This window comes from Halomonas citrativorans (genome assembly GCF_900163645.1).
GTDB classification, from domain to species: Bacteria; Pseudomonadota; Gammaproteobacteria; order Pseudomonadales; family Halomonadaceae; genus Vreelandella; species Vreelandella citrativorans.
Genome location: NZ_FUKM01000053.1, coordinates 23,849 through 40,405, shown reverse-complemented (window position 1 = coordinate 40,405; position 16,557 = coordinate 23,849). Strand labels below are relative to the sequence as shown.

The 16,557-nt window shown below is 55.7% G+C and carries 14 protein-coding genes; 12 read left to right on the top strand and 2 right to left on the bottom strand.

The features are described from left to right. Positions 1 to 2 precede the first annotated feature (2 nt). The 5 genes from lpxB (at position 3) to tilS (ending at position 7,706) form a co-directional block, all read left to right on the top strand. Positions 3 to 1,175 (top strand): lipid-A-disaccharide synthase, encoded by a 1,173-nt coding sequence (gene lpxB / locus CZ787_RS13250; RefSeq protein WP_087109978.1) that lies wholly within the window; start codon positions 3 to 5, stop codon positions 1,173 to 1,175. Further along, positions 1,165 to 1,782: a ribonuclease HII gene (rnhB, locus tag CZ787_RS13245; RefSeq protein ID WP_087109976.1), complete on the top strand. Its 618-nt coding sequence runs from the start codon at positions 1,165 to 1,167 to the stop codon at positions 1,780 to 1,782. Before lpxB ends, rnhB begins: the two co-directional genes overlap by 11 nt. A 64-nt stretch (positions 1,783 to 1,846) precedes the next feature. Continuing rightward, complete coding sequence (dnaE, locus tag CZ787_RS13240) at positions 1,847 to 5,353, top strand: DNA polymerase III subunit alpha (protein ID WP_087109974.1); 3,507 nt, start codon at positions 1,847 to 1,849, stop codon at positions 5,351 to 5,353. 135 nt (positions 5,354 to 5,488) lie between these two features. Then, positions 5,489 to 6,442, top strand: coding sequence for an acetyl-CoA carboxylase carboxyl transferase subunit alpha (gene accA / locus CZ787_RS13235; RefSeq protein ID WP_087109973.1), 954 nt, complete (start codon positions 5,489 to 5,491; stop codon positions 6,440 to 6,442). Further along, on the top strand, positions 6,423 to 7,706 hold the full coding sequence (tilS, locus tag CZ787_RS13230; RefSeq protein ID WP_087109971.1) for a tRNA lysidine(34) synthetase TilS: 1,284 nt from the start codon (positions 6,423 to 6,425) through the stop codon (positions 7,704 to 7,706). Before accA ends, tilS begins: the two co-directional genes overlap by 20 nt. A 22-nt stretch (positions 7,707 to 7,728) precedes the next feature. Here tilS and ppx read toward each other — a convergent pair whose 3' ends face one another. Further along, positions 7,729 to 9,261 carry an exopolyphosphatase gene (ppx, locus tag CZ787_RS13225; RefSeq protein ID WP_087109969.1) on the bottom strand — a complete coding sequence of 511 codons (1,533 nt, stop codon included), beginning with the start codon at positions 9,259 to 9,261 and terminating at the stop codon, positions 7,729 to 7,731. Positions 9,262 to 9,931: 670 nt separating this feature from the next. On the opposite strand from ppx, the gene rho reads away from it, so the two are divergent. From rho to CZ787_RS13210, 3 genes are read left to right on the top strand one after another with little or no spacing between them, the layout of a single operon-like run. Further along, positions 9,932 to 11,191, top strand: coding sequence for a transcription termination factor Rho (gene rho, locus CZ787_RS13220; RefSeq protein ID WP_018918241.1), 1,260 nt, complete (start codon positions 9,932 to 9,934; stop codon positions 11,189 to 11,191). 48 nt (positions 11,192 to 11,239) lie between these two features. Continuing rightward, a complete protein-coding gene (gene ubiD / locus CZ787_RS13215; protein ID WP_087109967.1) occupies positions 11,240 to 12,736 on the top strand; it encodes a 4-hydroxy-3-polyprenylbenzoate decarboxylase in 1,497 nt (498 codons plus the stop codon). A 55-nt stretch (positions 12,737 to 12,791) separates the two neighbouring features. Next, the gene (locus CZ787_RS13210; protein WP_087109965.1) at positions 12,792 to 13,529 is read left to right on the top strand and encodes an NAD(P)H-flavin reductase; all 738 of its coding nucleotides are present in this window, start codon (positions 12,792 to 12,794) and stop codon (positions 13,527 to 13,529) included. 129 nt (positions 13,530 to 13,658) lie between these two features. Here the strand turns inward: CZ787_RS13210 and CZ787_RS13205 are convergent, their stop codons facing one another. Beyond that, positions 13,659 to 13,904, bottom strand: coding sequence for a hypothetical protein (locus tag CZ787_RS13205; RefSeq protein WP_140398990.1), 246 nt, complete (start codon positions 13,902 to 13,904; stop codon positions 13,659 to 13,661). A 25-nt stretch (positions 13,905 to 13,929) separates the two neighbouring features. On the opposite strand from CZ787_RS13205, the gene CZ787_RS18865 reads away from it, so the two are divergent. From CZ787_RS18865 to CZ787_RS13190, 4 genes are all read left to right on the top strand, one after another. Further along, on the top strand, positions 13,930 to 14,085 hold the full coding sequence (locus CZ787_RS18865; RefSeq protein ID WP_172118479.1) for a hypothetical protein: 156 nt from the start codon (positions 13,930 to 13,932) through the stop codon (positions 14,083 to 14,085). 2 nt (positions 14,086 to 14,087) lie between these two features. Then, a complete protein-coding gene (locus CZ787_RS13200; protein WP_087109961.1) occupies positions 14,088 to 15,173 on the top strand; it encodes a 3-deoxy-7-phosphoheptulonate synthase in 1,086 nt (361 codons plus the stop codon). A gap of 69 nt (positions 15,174 to 15,242) precedes the next feature. Next, positions 15,243 to 15,755 (top strand): DUF3087 family protein, encoded by a 513-nt coding sequence (locus tag CZ787_RS13195; RefSeq protein ID WP_087109958.1) that lies wholly within the window; start codon positions 15,243 to 15,245, stop codon positions 15,753 to 15,755. Positions 15,756 to 15,796: 41 nt separating this feature from the next. Further along, a complete protein-coding gene (locus CZ787_RS13190; RefSeq protein WP_087109956.1) occupies positions 15,797 to 16,522 on the top strand; it encodes an MliC family protein in 726 nt (241 codons plus the stop codon). Positions 16,523 to 16,557 lie beyond the last annotated feature (35 nt).

Genomic DNA, 16,557 nt, shown 5'->3' with positions numbered 1-16,557 from the left:
TTATGACTTTGCAGCGCGTTTATCTGGTGGCTGGCGAGCTTTCGGGGGATATCCTTGGAGCAGGTCTGATGCGTGCGCTTAAGGCGCGCCATCCAGAGGTTGAGTTTCGTGGGATTGGTGGGCCACGCATGATCGCTGAAGGGATGCAAAGCCGCTTTCCGTTGGAAACGCTTTCTGTGATGGGGCTGGTTGAGGTCATCAAACACCTGCCTGAGCTGGTAGGTGTGCGCCGCACGCTGCGTCACGAAGCGCTCGCCTGGCAGCCGGATATCATGGTGGGTATTGACGCGCCTGATTTTACGCTCGGCTTGGAAAAGCAGCTGCGTAATGCCGGAATCAAAACGGCCCACTACGTCAGTCCTTCGGTTTGGGCATGGCGACAGGGTCGCGTGAAAGGCATTGCCAAATCCGTTGATGGCATGCTCACCCTGCTACCCTTTGAAGCGGATTTTTACCTGCGCCATAACGTTCCTGTCGTGTTTGTGGGCCACCCGCTTGCTGATGAGCTGCCGCTTGAAAATGACCGCATCGCAACGCGCCAGGCACTAGGTCTTGATGCAGATGCGCTGGTGCTTGCTTTATTGCCAGGCTCGCGCAGCAACGAAATACGTTTTCTGGGTCATACGTTTTTAGCCGCCGCTGAGCTGCTGTGCCAGCGCCATGCCACACTAAAGGTTTTGATTCCGGCTGCCTCAGCGCTGCGTCATGACGAAATTCAGGCGCTCTTGTCTCACTATCCAACGCTTGCCGAGCGTGTACAGCTGTTAAATGGCCAAGCGCGAGAGGCAATGGTTGCCAGTGATGCCGTGCTCCTGGCGTCAGGGACCGCCGCGCTTGAAGCCATGCTGTGTCACCGGGCGATGCTGGTTGCGTACAGGATGGCGCCGGCCACGCATTGGCTTGCCAAGCGTATGGTGAAAACCCAGTGGGTATCGCTACCCAATCTGATCGCGCAGCAAAGCGTGGTGCCTGAGCTTATTCAGGACGCGGCGACACCTGAAGCTATCGCAGACCAGCTTCATGAGTTGCTTAGCGATCACGAAGCACGATTGGCGTTAGAGGCACGCTTTGCAACGATGCACGCCGACTTGCAGCGCAACGCTAGTCGACGCGCCGCTGAGGCAATCACCGCTATCGCATTAGGCCAGCCACTGGAGCGCTACAATGCCCGCTAAACCAGGCGATTTTCCGCCGCTTGAGATCGCCTATGTGGGCGAGCGCTTGGCGGGGGTCGACGAGGTTGGGCGTGGGCCGTTAATCGGTAGCGTCGTGGCCGCGGCGGTGATTCTGGACCCAGCACGCCCCATTGACGGTCTGACTGACTCTAAAAAGCTCACCGCCCGTAAGCGTGAAGCGTTAGATGTGTTGATACGCGAGCAGGCGTTAGCCTTTGTGGTCGCTGAGGCAAGCGCTGCCGAAGTTGATCAGCTTAATATTTACCACGCCACGCACTTGGCAATGCGTCGTGCGATTGACGGTTTAGCCCCTGCGGCCGAGTACTTGCTGGTGGACGGTAACCGTTTGCCGGGACATAGTTTGCCGGGGCAAGCAGTGGTCAAAGGTGATGCGCGCCATCCCGCCATTGCTGCGGCGTCGATTCTTGCCAAGGTCGCGCGCGATTCCCAGATGGTTGCGCTGGATATGCGCTATCCTGAGTATGGCTTTGCACGTCACAAAGGCTACCCAACGAAAGAGCATCTTGAGGCGCTATCCGCTCATGGGCCGCTTGAGGAGCACCGCCGAAGCTTCGCCCCCGTTCAACGTCAATTAGCACTCATTTAAGTGCTGTCGCTACGTTAATTAACGTTATTTCATTTCTTTTTACCGAGATTCTACCGAGAGTGTCATGACGGTACCGTTTGTTCATCTACGTTTGCACAGTGAATACTCCCTGGTCGACGGCTTGGTAAAACTTAAGTCGTTGGTCAGCACTACCTTTGATCGCGGCATGCCGGCATTGGCGCTAACCGACGAAACAAATCTGTTCGGCCTGGTGAAGTTTTACAAAGCCGCTCAAGGGGCCGCACTCAAGCCCATTATTGGCAGCGACTTATGGCTCTTTAATCCCCACGATGAGTCACATCCTTACCGTATAACGCTGCTGGCGATGAACGATGTCGGCTATCGCAACCTGACCGAGCTGATCTCCAAGGGCTGGACCCACGGACAGCGCCAGGGGAAAGCCATTTTGGACAAGCGCTGGGTGCTTGAACAAAGTGAAGGCCTGATTGCGCTTTCCGGGGCGCGGGAGGGCGAGATTGGCCGCCATCTGCTTTCCGATCATGAGCGTGAAGCGCGTCAGCTGCTTGAAGAGTGGCAGGTTGCCTTTCCGGATCGTTTCTATCTGGAGCTGATTCGTACCGGGCGTCCGCTTGAAGAGGCGTGCGTGCATGCCAGCGTCAAGCTTGCCATCGATACCGGCACGCCAGTGGTGGCTACCAATGACGTACGCTTTCTTGAGCGGGAGGATTTCTGGGCGCATGAAACGCGCGTCGCCATTGGTGAAGGCAAGGCGCTGGATGACCCCCGCCGTGAACGCCGCTACACCGAGGAGCAGTATTTAAAAAGCCCGGACGAGATGGCAGCACTGTTCTCGGATATCCCCGAGGCGCTGGAAAACAGCGTGATGATTGCCGAGCGCTGCAGCGTGGATGTACGCCTGGGTGAGATATTTTTGCCTGAGTTCGAAATCCCCGAGGGAATGACCCAGGATGAGTTTTTCCGCAAGGTCTCCCACGACGGCCTAACGGATCGTCTGAACTTCCTGTTTCCTGTCGAGCGCTACCCGCGCGAAAGCGACGAATACAAGGAAATTGACCAGCGTTACCGCGACCGGCTTGAGTTTGAGCTTAACGTTATTATTCAGATGGGCTTTCCTGGCTACTTTCTGATCGTAATGGACTTCATTCAGTGGGCGAAGGACAACAACGTGCCGGTCGGGCCCGGGCGGGGTTCCGGTGCGGGCTCCTTGGTCGCCTACGCGCAAAAGATTACCGATCTTGACCCCATCGGCTACGACCTCCTTTTCGAGCGCTTTTTGAACCCTGAACGTGTCTCCATGCCCGACTTTGACGTCGATTTCTGCATGGAAAAACGCGACAAGGTGATTGAGTACGTGGCCGAGCGCTACGGGCGCGACGCGGTATCGCAGATTGTTACCTTCGGCACCATGGCGGCCAAAGCTGTGGTGCGCGACGTGGCACGTGCTCAAGGGCGGCCCTATTCGCTGGGTGACAAGCTCTCCAAGCTGATCCCGTTTGAAGTGGGCATGACGCTTGGCAAGGCGATCGAGCAAGAGCCTGCGCTTAAAGAGTTCATTGCTAACGACGAAGAAGCTGAAGAGATCTGGGAAATGGCCCTCAAGCTTGAGGGCACGACGCGCGGTACCGGCAAGCACGCGGGCGGCGTGGTGATTGCTCCTACCAAGCTGACCGATTTTTCGCCTTTGTTGTGCGATGAAAACGGCAATGGGCTGGTAGTTCAGTTCGATAAAAACGATATCGAAGACGCCGGGCTGGTCAAGTTCGACTTTTTGGGTCTGCGTACGCTGACCATTATCGACTGGGCGCTTGAGATGGTCGATAAGGTTCGCGGTGTGAACGGCCAGGAACCGCTGAACATTGATGCGATTCCGCTGGATGATGGCAAAACGTTTGAAATGCTCAAGCGTGCTGAAACTACCGCCGTTTTCCAGCTTGAGTCCCGCGGCATGAAGGAGCTGATCAAGCGTCTGCTACCGGACTCGCTGGACGACATGATCGCTCTGGTGGCGCTGTTCCGCCCCGGCCCGTTGCAGTCGGGCATGGTCGATGACTTTATCAACCGTAAGCATGGCCGTGCCGAAGTATCTTATCCACACCCGGATTACCAGCACGAGCTGTTAAAACCGGTGCTGTCGCCTACCTACGGTATTATCCTTTACCAAGAGCAGGTCATGCAGATCGCTCAGGTAATGGCAGGCTACTCGCTGGGCCAGGCCGATATGCTGCGCCGAGCAATGGGTAAGAAAAAGCCCGAAGAGATGGCCAAGCAGCGCGATGGCTTCATGGAGGGTTGTGCGGCCAACGGTATCGATAAGAATCTTGCCGGTAACATCTTTGACCTGGTGGAAAAGTTCGCCGGTTACGGGTTTAACAAGTCGCACTCTGCCGCCTACGCGCTGGTGTCTTACCAGACCGCGTGGCTGAAAGCCCATTATCCAGGGCCATTTATGGCCGCGGTTATGTCTACCGAGATGGACAATCTGGATAAAGTGGTACCGCTAATCGAGGAGTGCCGCAACCTTAAACTGACCGTTACACCACCAGACGTGAATGTAGGCGGCTACAAATTTACCGTGGATACCGAAGGGCGCGTGGTTTACGGCTTGGGTGCGATTCGTGGGGTGGGCGAGGGGCCCATCGGGGCAATTGTCGAGGCGCGCCAGACGGGTGGGCCGTTCACCGACCTGTTCGATTTCTGCCGTCGGCTTGACCCTAAGCGTATGAACAAGCGCACCCTTGAGGCGCTGATTCGCTCAGGGGCGCTGGATAATCTTGGTCCTAACCGGGCCGTGCTGGCGGCCTCTATGGAAGATGCCCTGAAGGCTGCCGCCCAGAACCACACCAACCAGAGCTTGGGCATGCTGGACATGTTCGGCGAGGCCTTTGCTGATGCCGAAGACGAAGCGCCCGACGTCTACACTGAGTACCTCGGTGCGCGAGAATGGACCGACCGCGAGCGCCTTTCAGGCGAAAAAGATACCCTCGGTCTTTATCTTACCGGGCATCCGATTGATGAATATGAGCGTGAATTAAAACGCTTTGTATCAACACGCATTAGCGATTTAAAACCCTCCCGGGAACCTCAGCGGGTGGCCGGGCTGGTGGTTGCGATGCGTACCATGAAGTCCAAACGTGGCGATACCATGGCGTTTATCACCCTGGATGATCGCACCGGGCGTATTGAAGCATCGTTGTTTGGTGAGCTATTCGATCAGTTGCGTGGTCAGATAGAAGCTGACCAGGTATTGATTGTTGAAGGCGAAGTTTCCAGTGACGATTTCTCCGGCGGGCTTAGACTGCGTGGAAAAGATGTAACGCCGATGGTCACGGCCCGTATTCGCTATGGCGATGCCGTTGAGCTTGCTCTGGACGCCGAGCGTATCAATGGCCGCTTGGTCGAGAGTCTGCGTGATAGTTTAGCGCCCTACCGGGATAATGGCGGTTTGCCGGTGCGGTTGCAGTATCGCCATGCCAAAGCCGTCGGCTGGCTGGAGCTTGCCGGTGAATGGAAGGTCGCGCCCAGTGATGACTTGCTGCTTGCGTTGCGCGATGTGGAAGGGCAGGCGGGGGTTCAGCTACGTTACCGCTAAACCTGACCGTAAGACGGTTGGGTAGCGTAATTGAGCAGACCCTGCCTTGCGTGGCAGGGTCAGGATGCGATAATACGTCTATTAGATACTCGTTTCGACAAGGCCTTTTTTATAGGCAGCTTACAGGCAGAGCCGATGAATCCCAATTATCTCGATTTTGAACAGCCCATTGCCGAGCTTCAGGCAAAAATTGAGGAGCTACGTTTGGTTAGCTCCGACAGCGTTAATCTCTCCGATGAGATATCTCGGCTGGAGGAGAAAAGTCGTAAGCTGACCGAATCGATCTTCAAGGATTTGACTCCCTGGCAGGTCTCTCAGCTATCGCGTCATCCTCAGCGCCCTTATACGCTCGACTATCTTGAGCATATGTTTAGCGACTTTGACGAGCTACATGGCGACCGTAACTTCGCTGATGATGCTGCCCTGGTAGGCGGCGTTGCGCGCTTGAATGATAAGCCGGTAATGGTGATCGGCCACCAGAAAGGACGCGATGTTAAAGAGAAGGTGCGCCGTAACTTCGGTATGCCTCGCCCCGAAGGTTATCGTAAAGCGTGTCGTCTGATGGAAATGGCCGAACGCTTCAAAATGCCGATTTTAACCTTTATCGATACCCCCGGTGCTTATCCAGGCATTGACGCGGAAGAGCGTGGTCAGAGTGAAGCGATTGCCTACAACCTGGCGGTCATGTCGCGCTTAAAAACACCGATTATATCAACGGTTGTTGGCGAAGGCGGCTCCGGTGGGGCATTGGCGATCGGCGTATGCGATGAGCTGTACATGCTTCAGTACTCCACCTATTCGGTTATTTCACCAGAAGGCTGTGCGTCTATTCTCTGGAAAAGTGCTGAAAGAGCCTCTGATGCGGCCCAGGCAATGGGGATCACCGCAGAGCGCTTAAAAGAGCTTGGCTTTGTAGATGGGCTGATTAAAGAGCCGCTAGGCGGTGCGCATCGTCATCCGATGACGACGGCGGAGCGCGTTAAAGAGACCATCACCGCGAGCCTTGAACGCCTTCAGGCACTGGATACAGATGCCCTGCTGGAGCGCCGTTATAAGCGTTTAATGAGCTATGGCGCCCCAACTGCCTAATCAGCTTGAACGCCTGTTAAACGACGCCCTGGTGGAAACCCCACCGGGGCGCTCTATTTGGGTCGCGCTTTCCGGGGGGCTTGATTCCGCCTTATTACTGACGCTGGCAGTTTCTGTTTGCCGCCAGGCCAATCGCCCACTGCGCGCCATCCATATTCATCATGGCCTGCAGGCCGCTGCCGATGACTTTGAGCAGCACTGCCAAGCGCTTTGCAAGCAGCTTAGCGTGCCGCTTAGTGTGGTGCGCGTATCGGTTGACGCCACTGGCGGTATTGAGGCGGCAGCGCGCCAGGCGCGCTATGCTGCGTTTCATGAACATGTTCCCTCAGGGGGCACCGTTTGGCTGGCTCAGCATCAGGATGATCAAGCGGAAACGTTTCTGCTGGCTGCCCTGCGGGGAAGCGGTATTCGCGGGTTAGCGGGAATGCCACACTGCCGTCATGCACACGGCCTTACCTTCATTCGGCCCTGGCTCTCGATTGCCCGGCGCTGCCTGGAGGGACGAGCGCATCAAATCGGCCTTGAATGGCGCGAAGACCCCACTAATAGCGATGTCACGCTTGATCGTAACCGCCTGCGTCATGACGTGTTGCCTCTTCTCAAAGCGCGCTGGCCCGAAATGGCTGGCGCGTTTTCCCATAGCGCTAAGCATGCCGGGGAAGCGGATGCACTGCTCAGTGAGTATGCTCAAGCGGAATTGGAGACGCTTCGCACAGATGCTAACAGCACCGATTTGGAGAGTATTGATGCCCTTGCGTTGGCCACGCGCTCACGGCCTCGCCAGCGGTTGCTGGTACGCTCCTGGTGCCAACAGCGATTATTGCCGACCCCGCCTCAGCGTCGCCTTGAGACGCTGCTTGATCAATTAACGGCCGCACCGGACGCTGGTGTACACGTCACGTGGCCAGGAGCCGAGACTCGGGTATGGCAACAGCGGCTTTATCTAATGGCGCCGCTTGAGCCGCTACCGGCTTGGCAGTGTGCCTGGGATGGCAGGGCAGGGCAAGCAACACCGCTAGGTGCGCTGGAGCTCTCGTTGAAGTCCGATACGCCGTTAATGTTGCGCTGGCGCCAGGGAGGTGAAGTGATTGCGCTTGCCGAGCGAGGGCGCCGAGATGTTAAAAGGCTGCTTCAGGAGGCCCAAATTCCCCCATGGGAGCGCGAGCGGCTGGTGATGGTCATGGCGGAAGACACTTGCCTTGGCGTGGTTCAGCCGCCTGCCAGAGTGCTCTGGAAAGCGGCTAACGTAAGGTTTGTCTCGTAGGCGGTGCGCCCGTCTGCCTCTCTTAGCCTTCCTGTACGACGTTCAGAGTGAAGCCTGCGGCATCCATATAAGCCTGCTCCTGCTCAATATCGGTGCTGAGTAGCGTTGGTTCATCGCTGGCGGGCAGTGCCAGCGTTAAGCTGTCGGCATCAACACTAATGTTCGGCAAGGGCGGGGCGTTTTCGGGGCGTGAGTGGTTAATCAGTACTGCCAGGCGCAGCAATAGGGCAAGCCGTATGCTGTGCGTGTGCTGCGCCTTGGGGAGCGCCTGCCACTCCTTGAGCGGGAATTTACGCCGATGGGCACGCACTAGAAAGGCCAGCTGATGCTGCTCCGGACGTGAAAAACCCGCCAGATCAGAGTTTTCCAGCAGGTAAGCGCCATGGCGATGAAACTGGCTATGGGAAATAGCCAAGCCAATTTCGTGTACATGGCTGGCCCACTGAAGATAGTAACGGTGTTCATGGGTGAGCGACCAGGCGCCTTGCACCTGCTTAAACAGACGTAGTGCGGTCTCGGCCACGTTATCGGCCTGTCGGGTATCCACGTCGTAAATGCGCTGGAGAACGTCAAGGCTTTTGGAGCGCGTGTCTTCTGCGCTATTGCGTCCAGCCATATCATAGAGCACACCCTCGCGCAGGGCGCCGTCGGCAAAACGCATTTGATTCAGATCAAATGCCTCGAAGATGGCACTTAAAATGGCCACCCCAGCAGGGAAAACTCGTGCGCGGTCAGGCTTTAGCCCGTCGAGCTCGACTTTGTCCAGCTGTTTGCACTTGAGCAGGCGCTCACGCAGTTTTTTGAGCCCGCTACGCGTAATCACACCTTCAGTGGGTGTGTCGCCGTAGGCGAGAAGAACGCTGGCTACTGCTTTAATAGTGCCACTGGAACCTACCGGGTCTTCCCAGCCAAGGCGTAGGTAGGGGCGCTGGATATGGGCAAGTTCTGATAACGCGGCCAGTTCGGCGCGGCGCATGCGCTTTTCACTAATCTCGCCGTCAGGAAAGTAGCGGCTGGTAAAGGTCACACAGCCCATGCGCAGGCTTTCCAGCGCATTGGGCTCAAACTCCTCACCAATGATAAATTCTGTTGAGCCGCCACCAATATCGACAATCAAGCGGCGTCCGTTTTCGGCCAAGGCATGAGCAGCCCCTAGATAGATAAGCCGGGCCTCTTCACGGCCCGCAATAATTTCGATGGGGTGACCAAGCTGTGTTTCAGCCCGTTCAATAAACGCTTGGCTATTGTGGGCGTCACGCAGGGCGTTGGTGCCCACGATACGCAGGTTTGCGCTCTCAATATCGCTTAAAAACGGCGCGAAGCGACCCAGGCAATCCAGGGCGCGCTGAATGGCTGCTTCGTTAAGCTTGCCTTCTTCATCCAGTCCAGCCGCCAGTTGGACTTTTTCACCCAATCGAGCAACGACTTGTAGACGCTCATTTTGATAGTTGGCTACCAGAAGGTGAAAACTGTTGGAGCCGAGGTCAATGGCGGCTAGCCGCTGTGGTACTGCGTTTTCCAGTTCGCTAACAGGAGGTGAAATGTCCTTGGGCATGAGCTATCCTTCGTATTGGCTTTGCCAAGGTTGCGGTGCACTTGGGCTATTGTCAATTGGCAAAGACTTGCGTTTATCGCGGGCCTTGACTACCATCGAACTACAGGCCTGACTCGACCTTGCCTGCTACAGGGCTGATTGCTAGAAATTACCCAAAAATTACTAGAAATAGCTCTGCTGACAAGAGATCGTTGATAGCGTGTCGATTCAGTTGTCTTGGTGCTAAGCTTTCCTGGTACTAGGTTTTCTTGGTATTACCGGGACTTATTGAACGTCGTATTTATTTAATGCTGTACTTACCTTGGCTAAGCACGCGATGATTGTGCTGCGCATGTTGACTAACTAACGCTTATCCAGCATGTTAACAAGATACTGCTTATCCATATAGCATCAGCCATATTTCCAAGTCGTCAGATGACCCGCTGATTGGTTCTTTCCTTATGCTAATCAGAGCAAACAGCTGCATGTACCCTCGAACTGAGCAATAACTCATATGCCTCATTGCACCAACGCCATGAGTTTGCACATGCCCAGCGGCTTACCATCGAGTACGTGCTTTATCGGGATCTGAACGCATCACACGGCGCCTAGCCATATCAGTACGTGCTACGCCTCCTGTCTTATTCTGGCGCCTTGCGCCTAGCTTCCAGAGCAACTTTCTAACACACCGATGAATCTCACTGAACTCAAGCAAAAAACCGTTCCCGAGCTGCTCGATATCGCCCGCGAAATGGGTATCGATAACCTGGCCCGTTCGCGCAAGCAGGACATCATTTTCGCCATCCTCAAACGACACGCTAAAAGCGGTGAGGATATTTACGGCGACGGTGTACTGGAAATTCTTCAGGATGGCTTTGGCTTCCTGCGCAGCGCCGACAGCTCGTATCTCGCCGGACCGGACGATATCTACGTATCGCCCTCGCAGATTCGCCGCTTTAACCTGCGTAAAGGCGACTCCATTTCCGGCAAAATTCGCCCGCCCAAAGAAGGTGAGCGCTACTTTGCCCTGCTCAAAGTTAGCCAGATCAACTTTGACCGTCCGGAAAATGCCAAGCACAAGATTCTCTTTGAGAACTTAACGCCGCTGTTCCCGGATGACCGCATGCGGATGGAAATCGGCAACGGTTCCACCGAAGATCTTACGGCCCGTATCATCGACTTGACTGCGCCGATTGGTAAAGGTCAGCGTGGCCTGCTGGTGTCTCCGCCTAAAGCGGGTAAGACACTGATGCTGCAGAACATCGCCACCTCGATTACGCGCAACAACCCTGAGTGCCATCTGATCGTACTGTTGATCGATGAGCGCCCGGAGGAAGTTACCGAAATGTCGCGTACCGTACGCGGTGAAGTCGTGGCTTCCACTTTTGATGAGCCGCCGGCGCGCCACGTTCAGGTCGCTGAAATGGTTATCGAAAAAGCCAAGCGGTTGGTTGAACACAAGAAAGACGTGGTCATCCTGCTGGACTCGATTACCCGCTTGGCCCGTGCCTACAACACCGTCGTGCCGAGCTCCGGTAAAGTGCTTACCGGTGGTGTCGACGCGCATGCGCTTGAGAAGCCTAAGCGCTTCTTCGGTGCGGCGCGTAATATCGAAGAAGGTGGCAGCCTGACCATTATTGCCACGGCCCTTGTGGATACCGGTTCGAAGATGGATGAAGTCATTTTCGAAGAGTTCAAGGGCACCGGTAATATGGAAGCGCACCTTGATCGCAAGCTGGCGGAAAGGCGCGTCTTCCCGGCAATCAACATTCGTCGCAGCGGCACGCGGCGTGAAGATCTGCTGGCGTCTGAGGAAGAGATGCAGCGCATGTGGATTTTGCGCAAGCTGCTCAACCCGATGGAAGACACGGCTGCCACGGAATTCCTGATTGATCGTCTGAAGGATACCAAGACGAATCTTGAGTTCTTTGAAGCGATGAAACGCCGCTAGGATTGATGAAAATCACTATAGCGGCGCAAGCCTAGCGGGGAGTGTGTCTTGAAGTATAACGACTTGCGCGACTTCATCGCGGCGCTGGAAGCGCGCGGTGAACTCAAGCGTATCCAAGCCGAAGTCGATCCTTACCTGGAAATCACCGAAATTTGCGACCGCACGCTGCGTGCCGGTGGCCCGGCACTCTTGTTTGAGAATGTGAAGGGCCATGATATGCCGCTGCTGGGCAATCTTTTCGGTACGCCAAAGCGCGTGGCGCTGGGGATGGGGCAGGAGTCGGTCGAAGCGCTGCGTGAAGTGGGTAAGCTGCTGGCCTTTTTAAAAGAGCCAGATCCGCCCAAGGGATTGAAAGATGCCTGGGACAAGCTGCCTATCTTCAAACAAGTGCTTAGCATGGGGCCTAAAACCGTTAAGCGGGCGCCTGTGCAGGAAGTCGTTTTTGAAGGTGACGAGGTTGATCTTGACCGCCTGCCTATCCAGCACTGCTGGCCGGGCGATGCGGCGCCTTTGGTCACCTGGCCGCTGGTCATTACCCGAGGCCCGCATAAAAAGCGTCAGAACCTGGGGATTTACCGGCAGCAAAAGATCGGCAAGAACCGCCTGATCATGCGCTGGCTCTCCCACCGTGGCGGCGCGCTGGATTTCCAGGAGTTTCAGCAAGCGCATCCAGGCGAGCCTTTCCCGGTTGCCGTGGCGCTGGGTGCCGACCCGGCCACAATCCTGGCGGCCGTTACCCCCGTTCCTGACTCACTCTCCGAATATGCGTTTGCCGGGCTTCTGCGCGGCTCGCGTACCGAACTTGTTAAGTGCGGCCATTCAGACCTTGAAGTGCCTGCCTCCAGTGAGATTATTCTGGAAGGGGTTATCTATCCTGATGATATGGCACCGGAAGGCCCGTACGGTGATCACACCGGCTATTACAACGAGGTGGATCACTTCCCGGTCTTTACGGTAACGCGTATGACCATGCGTCGGGATGCGATATATCACTCCACCTACACCGGGCGACCACCGGATGAGCCTGCCGTTCTCGGGTTGGCACTCAACGAAGTGTTTGTGCCGATACTCTGCAAGCAGTTTCCTGAAATTGTCGACTTTTACCTGCCGCCTGAAGGCTGCTCGTATCGCATGGCGGTTGTCACCATGAAAAAGCAGTACCCAGGTCACGCCAAGCGCGTGATGATGGGGGTATGGAGCTTTTTACGTCAGTTCATGTACACCAAGTTCGTGATTGTGCTGGATGACGACGTTGATGCGCGCAACTGGGAAGACGTGATCTGGGCGATTACCACTCGTATGGACCCGGCGCGAGATACCGTGATGGTTGAGAATACGCCTATCGATTATCTGGATTTCGCCTCGCCCGTCTCTGGCCTGGGTTCCAAAATGGGGCTCGATGCGACCAACAAATGGCCAGGCGAAACGGACCGTGAGTGGGGCACACCCATCGTGATGGACGATACGGTCAAAAAGCGCGTTGACGAGCGGTGGGAAGAGCTGGGAATCGGTATTCCTCTGCCAGCACCGCGGCATGGCGGTTAAGAAGGTAGTCAAGTTTAGCGGCGCACGTTGATCGATTTTTCATATAGAGGTTTTCATGAGCGCAAGGACGTTAACCTGCCAGGTAACGGCCGTTGAGGATTTAAATCCTGACGTATTTGGCGTGACGCTAAAAGGGCGCGCAGAATCAATGCAGCATGCGCCTGGGCAGTATCTAGAACTTAAATTGGATGACAACACCTGGGTGCCCTTTTCAATTGCCAGTGCCGAGCAGGGCGATGGCGTCATTGAACTGCATATTCAGCACTGGCCTGAGCGCGATAATTCAGTACGACTTCGAAACTTGCTCCAGGTTGCCAATCAGCTAACGCTGCGCTTGCCCGGCGGTGAATGTGTGGTTGACGCGCAAAGCGAGCGTCCGCTGCTACTGATTGCTGCTGGCACAGGGTTTTCACAAATGAAAGCGATTGTTGAGGCCACCCTGCGTGACCAGCCTGAGCGGCCAATCTCACTCTGGTGGGCTGCCCGTGAGCATCGCGACCTTTACGCTGAAAGCCTGGCGACTGAGTGGGCGCAGCGCTATCCCAATGTAACGTTTAAAGCGGTCACCGAATTTCCGCTAACCGAGCCTTTGGCAAGCGGCGAGCGTATTCATCACCATCAGGGCCGGGTTGATCTTGTACTGGAGAAAGCGGCGCTGACGTTCAGCGATTATGACGTGTATCTCTCCGGCTCGCCCGGCATGGTATACGCCTGCCTGGATGTGTTGGAAGCCAGAGGCGTGGTGAGTGAGCGGGTTTTTTCCGACGTATTTGCTTATGCGCCGCGTGGGTGATTGACCCACGGTGTTAGTCTGTCACATTTGGCTATGGCGCTGTTTGTTAATCAACAGTTGCCATTTGCCAAGCTTAAGGGCAGGATAAAGATATACATTTTTTAAAACGACTTTTCGCGACCCCTTGGCTTACCAATCATCAGGAAAAATATGCACACACAAGCGCCTTTCCACACTGCTAACCGCCTGCCTTTTATGGCGGTTAGTGTGTGCATGAGCGTTGTGGCCTATTTTGGATATTGGTTTAGCCACGGTGTGCCCGCGGCCGACGGTTAACGTCGCGCTACCAGGCACACCTTCCAGGTTGCCTGCCGAATCTTCAAGCCCCGGTTGGTAACCCCGCCGGGGCTTTTTGCGTTTAACGGCTTTTGCCATAGGAATTTCATTAAGGAGCTTCACCATGATGTATCGCGCTTATAACGTCACTATCGCTACCGGCTATGTGGGCTATGGCTGGCGATTTAGCGACGCGCGGTCGGTGCAAGCTGCCACCTCCGACCGTGCCCGTTTGGGTGGTAACGCCAATCAACGATGTCATGTGATACCGGAGAGTTAATGATGAATGCCCAGGCAAGCCTAGCCCCGATCAAGAATGCTAACGCCAAACCCCTTGGCGACAGTACGCCCAGCCCTGTTAATCACTTACCGACACCCGCCGAGTTACGCCAAAGCGTTGCCGTTGATGCTCGGTTAGGCCAGCAAATTTCTCAACAGCGAGAAGCGGTTCAGAAAATATTAAGTGGTCAGGATAAAAGATTATTGGTGGTGGTAGGCCCCTGTTCTATCCATGACCCGGACGCAGCGCTTGAGTACGCTGACCGTTTGGCGGCGCTAAGTGAACAGGTGGATGAGCAGATTTTACCGGTAATGCGGGTTTACGTTGAAAAGCCGCGCACGACGGTTGGCTGGAAAGGGCTGGCCTATGACCCTGATTTAGATGGTCGTGGCGATATGCCCAAGGGCATTACCCTCTCTCGTGAATTGATGCATGCCGTTGCCGCCCGAGGCCTGCCGGTGGCCACCGAGCTGCTTCAGCCCATGCTCGCGCCTTACCTGGATGACCTCTTAAGTTGGGTAGCGATTGGTGCGCGCACGACAGAGTCGCAGCTGCACCGTGAGCTGGCCAGTAACCTGGCCGCGGCGGTCGGATTCAAAAATGCCACCAGCGGTGATGTACAGGTCGCGATTGACGCAATACAAGCTGCCGCTCATGGGCATCAGCGCTTTGCTCAGGACAGCCATGGACGTCCCATCATGCAGCAAACAGCCGGTAACCCTCATACGCATGTCGTGCTTCGCGGTGGGCATGGCGAGCCGAACTATCAGGCGGCGCATGTTCAGGCAGCGATCAAGGCGCTGCATGAGGCGAGTCAGAACCCACGTTTAATGGTCGACTGTAGCCACGCCAATGCACGTAAAGATCATCGTCGCCAGAATGAAGTAATGCTGGATGTACTGGCTCAGCGGCAGGCGGGCAACGCCAATCTGGTCGCCTTGATGCTTGAAAGCCACCTGTTTGAGGGCAAGCAGCCGTTGAATCCTAGTGCACTGCGTTACGGTGTCTCGGTAACCGACGCCTGTGTTGGCTGGGAGGCAACCGAGCGGTTGTTAAAAATGGCCGCAGAGCGATTAAGCTCACATTAAGCGACGCAGGCTTGTTTGCGTTGGTCAGCCCCGTATTATAGAGCACTCATTTGGATTGCGAGGTTGGCCATGGTGTTTACCCTTGAGCCGCATGACGTACAACGCTACCGCCGTAAGGCGCGTATGATTAGCTTTGCGATGGCGGGCCAGCTGGCTATTTTTGGAATGCTGTTTTCCATGCTGCTGACCTCTGCCTTGGGCAGCAGCTTATGGCTCTACGCGTTGGGTATCTTCCTGGGGCTTCTAGCCACCAGCGCACTCTTTGCGGTACTGCGCGAACGGCCCTGGATGACCGAGATGCGCTACGTATGGCAGTTAAAGCAACACCTATCGCAAATCAGGGGGTATTTACCTACGCTTAGGCGTGCACTTGAAGACGATAATCAAGCCGCGCTTAATATCGTGACCTTTTACCATCAAGGGATAACGCAGCTAGCCGAGCTAAATGGTCGTGAGCCCTCTCAAGACCCCACGTGGCTGGCCGAGAAACATCACTTGGCGGAAAAGCGGGCAGCATTGGGATTGCCGCCCAGGTTTGATACCTTTGATCCGCAGGATCTACACGCCTTTAAGCGAAGCTAATGCATTACACAGTAAATCACGCGCGCAGGGAGCCTTGAGAGATGACGTTTTTTACCCCCCTTCGACTAGCCGCTGTGGGTGCTTGTTTGATGGCACTCACCGGCTGTGCCTCTACGTCTTCACCAGCAGACGAGTCTGGCACAATGACCGTTAACAGCAGTGCCCCATTGCTGCCCTCGGTACTTTTTGCTGGAAACGCCGAGCAGTACCAGGGCTGGCACTGTCAGCCTGCTGACCAGAATTTAGTGACAGCGACGAATACTAATGACCTGCGGCTTTGGTCGCTGCACGGTGCCTGGCAGCTGCCTCAAGCGGTTGTCGCCAACGGGGCTCGCTATCAAGAGGGCGGTATCAGTTTTTGGAACCGAGGTAACCAGGCCATGGTGGAAACACCGCGTGGCCAGCTGCAGTGCACCCTTGGCGAAGAGAGAAACGTTCTTACTCGTTCAGAGCGTCCAGGCGTTATGTTTTTTGGGCATGGCAATGAGCCTGGTTGGGTGGTAGCGCTCGCACACGATTCCCCCACGTTAACCCTGGAGCTTAACTACGGCGAAGAGCGTATTGAGTTGCCCTATATGGTGAGCGTGATGGACAACGAAGCGGGCCGGGTGGTGCTTGAAAACGCCCGCGTTGAGCCTTTCTTTCGCGTGCGTATTGAAGCGGGCGCTTGCTTTGACAATATGAGCGGTTTTCCCTTCCCTGCGCGGGTAACGCTCAGCTACGGAGGTGAGCAGTTCAGTGGTTGTGGGCAGGGAATCGCCCCCTAAGTTTTTATTTCAGCGCCTATCAGCCATCACTGCTA

Bases quoted from the DNA above. Each gene is read 5' to 3' on its own strand.
- CZ787_RS13205 (WP_140398990.1), bottom strand. From the start codon at position 13,904: ATGGCAAAAGCCGTTAAACGCAAAAAGCCCCGGCGGGGTTACCAACCG.
- rho (WP_018918241.1), top strand. From the start codon at position 9,932: ATGAATCTCACTGAACTCAAGCAAAAAACCGTTCCCGAGCTGCTCGAT.
- CZ787_RS18865 (WP_172118479.1), top strand. From the start codon at position 13,930: ATGATGTATCGCGCTTATAACGTCACTATCGCTACCGGCTATGTGGGC.
- dnaE (WP_087109974.1), top strand. From the start codon at position 1,847: ATGACGGTACCGTTTGTTCATCTACGTTTGCACAGTGAATACTCCCTG.
- rnhB (WP_087109976.1), top strand. From the start codon at position 1,165: ATGCCCGCTAAACCAGGCGATTTTCCGCCGCTTGAGATCGCCTATGTG.
- ppx (WP_087109969.1), bottom strand. From the start codon at position 9,261: ATGCCCAAGGACATTTCACCTCCTGTTAGCGAACTGGAAAACGCAGTA.
- lpxB (WP_087109978.1), top strand. From the start codon at position 3: ATGACTTTGCAGCGCGTTTATCTGGTGGCTGGCGAGCTTTCGGGGGAT.
- accA (WP_087109973.1), top strand. From the start codon at position 5,489: ATGAATCCCAATTATCTCGATTTTGAACAGCCCATTGCCGAGCTTCAG.
- tilS (WP_087109971.1), top strand. From the start codon at position 6,423: ATGGCGCCCCAACTGCCTAATCAGCTTGAACGCCTGTTAAACGACGCC.
- CZ787_RS13195 (WP_087109958.1), top strand. From the start codon at position 15,243: ATGGTGTTTACCCTTGAGCCGCATGACGTACAACGCTACCGCCGTAAG.
- CZ787_RS13190 (WP_087109956.1), top strand. From the start codon at position 15,797: ATGACGTTTTTTACCCCCCTTCGACTAGCCGCTGTGGGTGCTTGTTTG.
- CZ787_RS13200 (WP_087109961.1), top strand. From the start codon at position 14,088: ATGAATGCCCAGGCAAGCCTAGCCCCGATCAAGAATGCTAACGCCAAA.
- CZ787_RS13210 (WP_087109965.1), top strand. From the start codon at position 12,792: ATGAGCGCAAGGACGTTAACCTGCCAGGTAACGGCCGTTGAGGATTTA.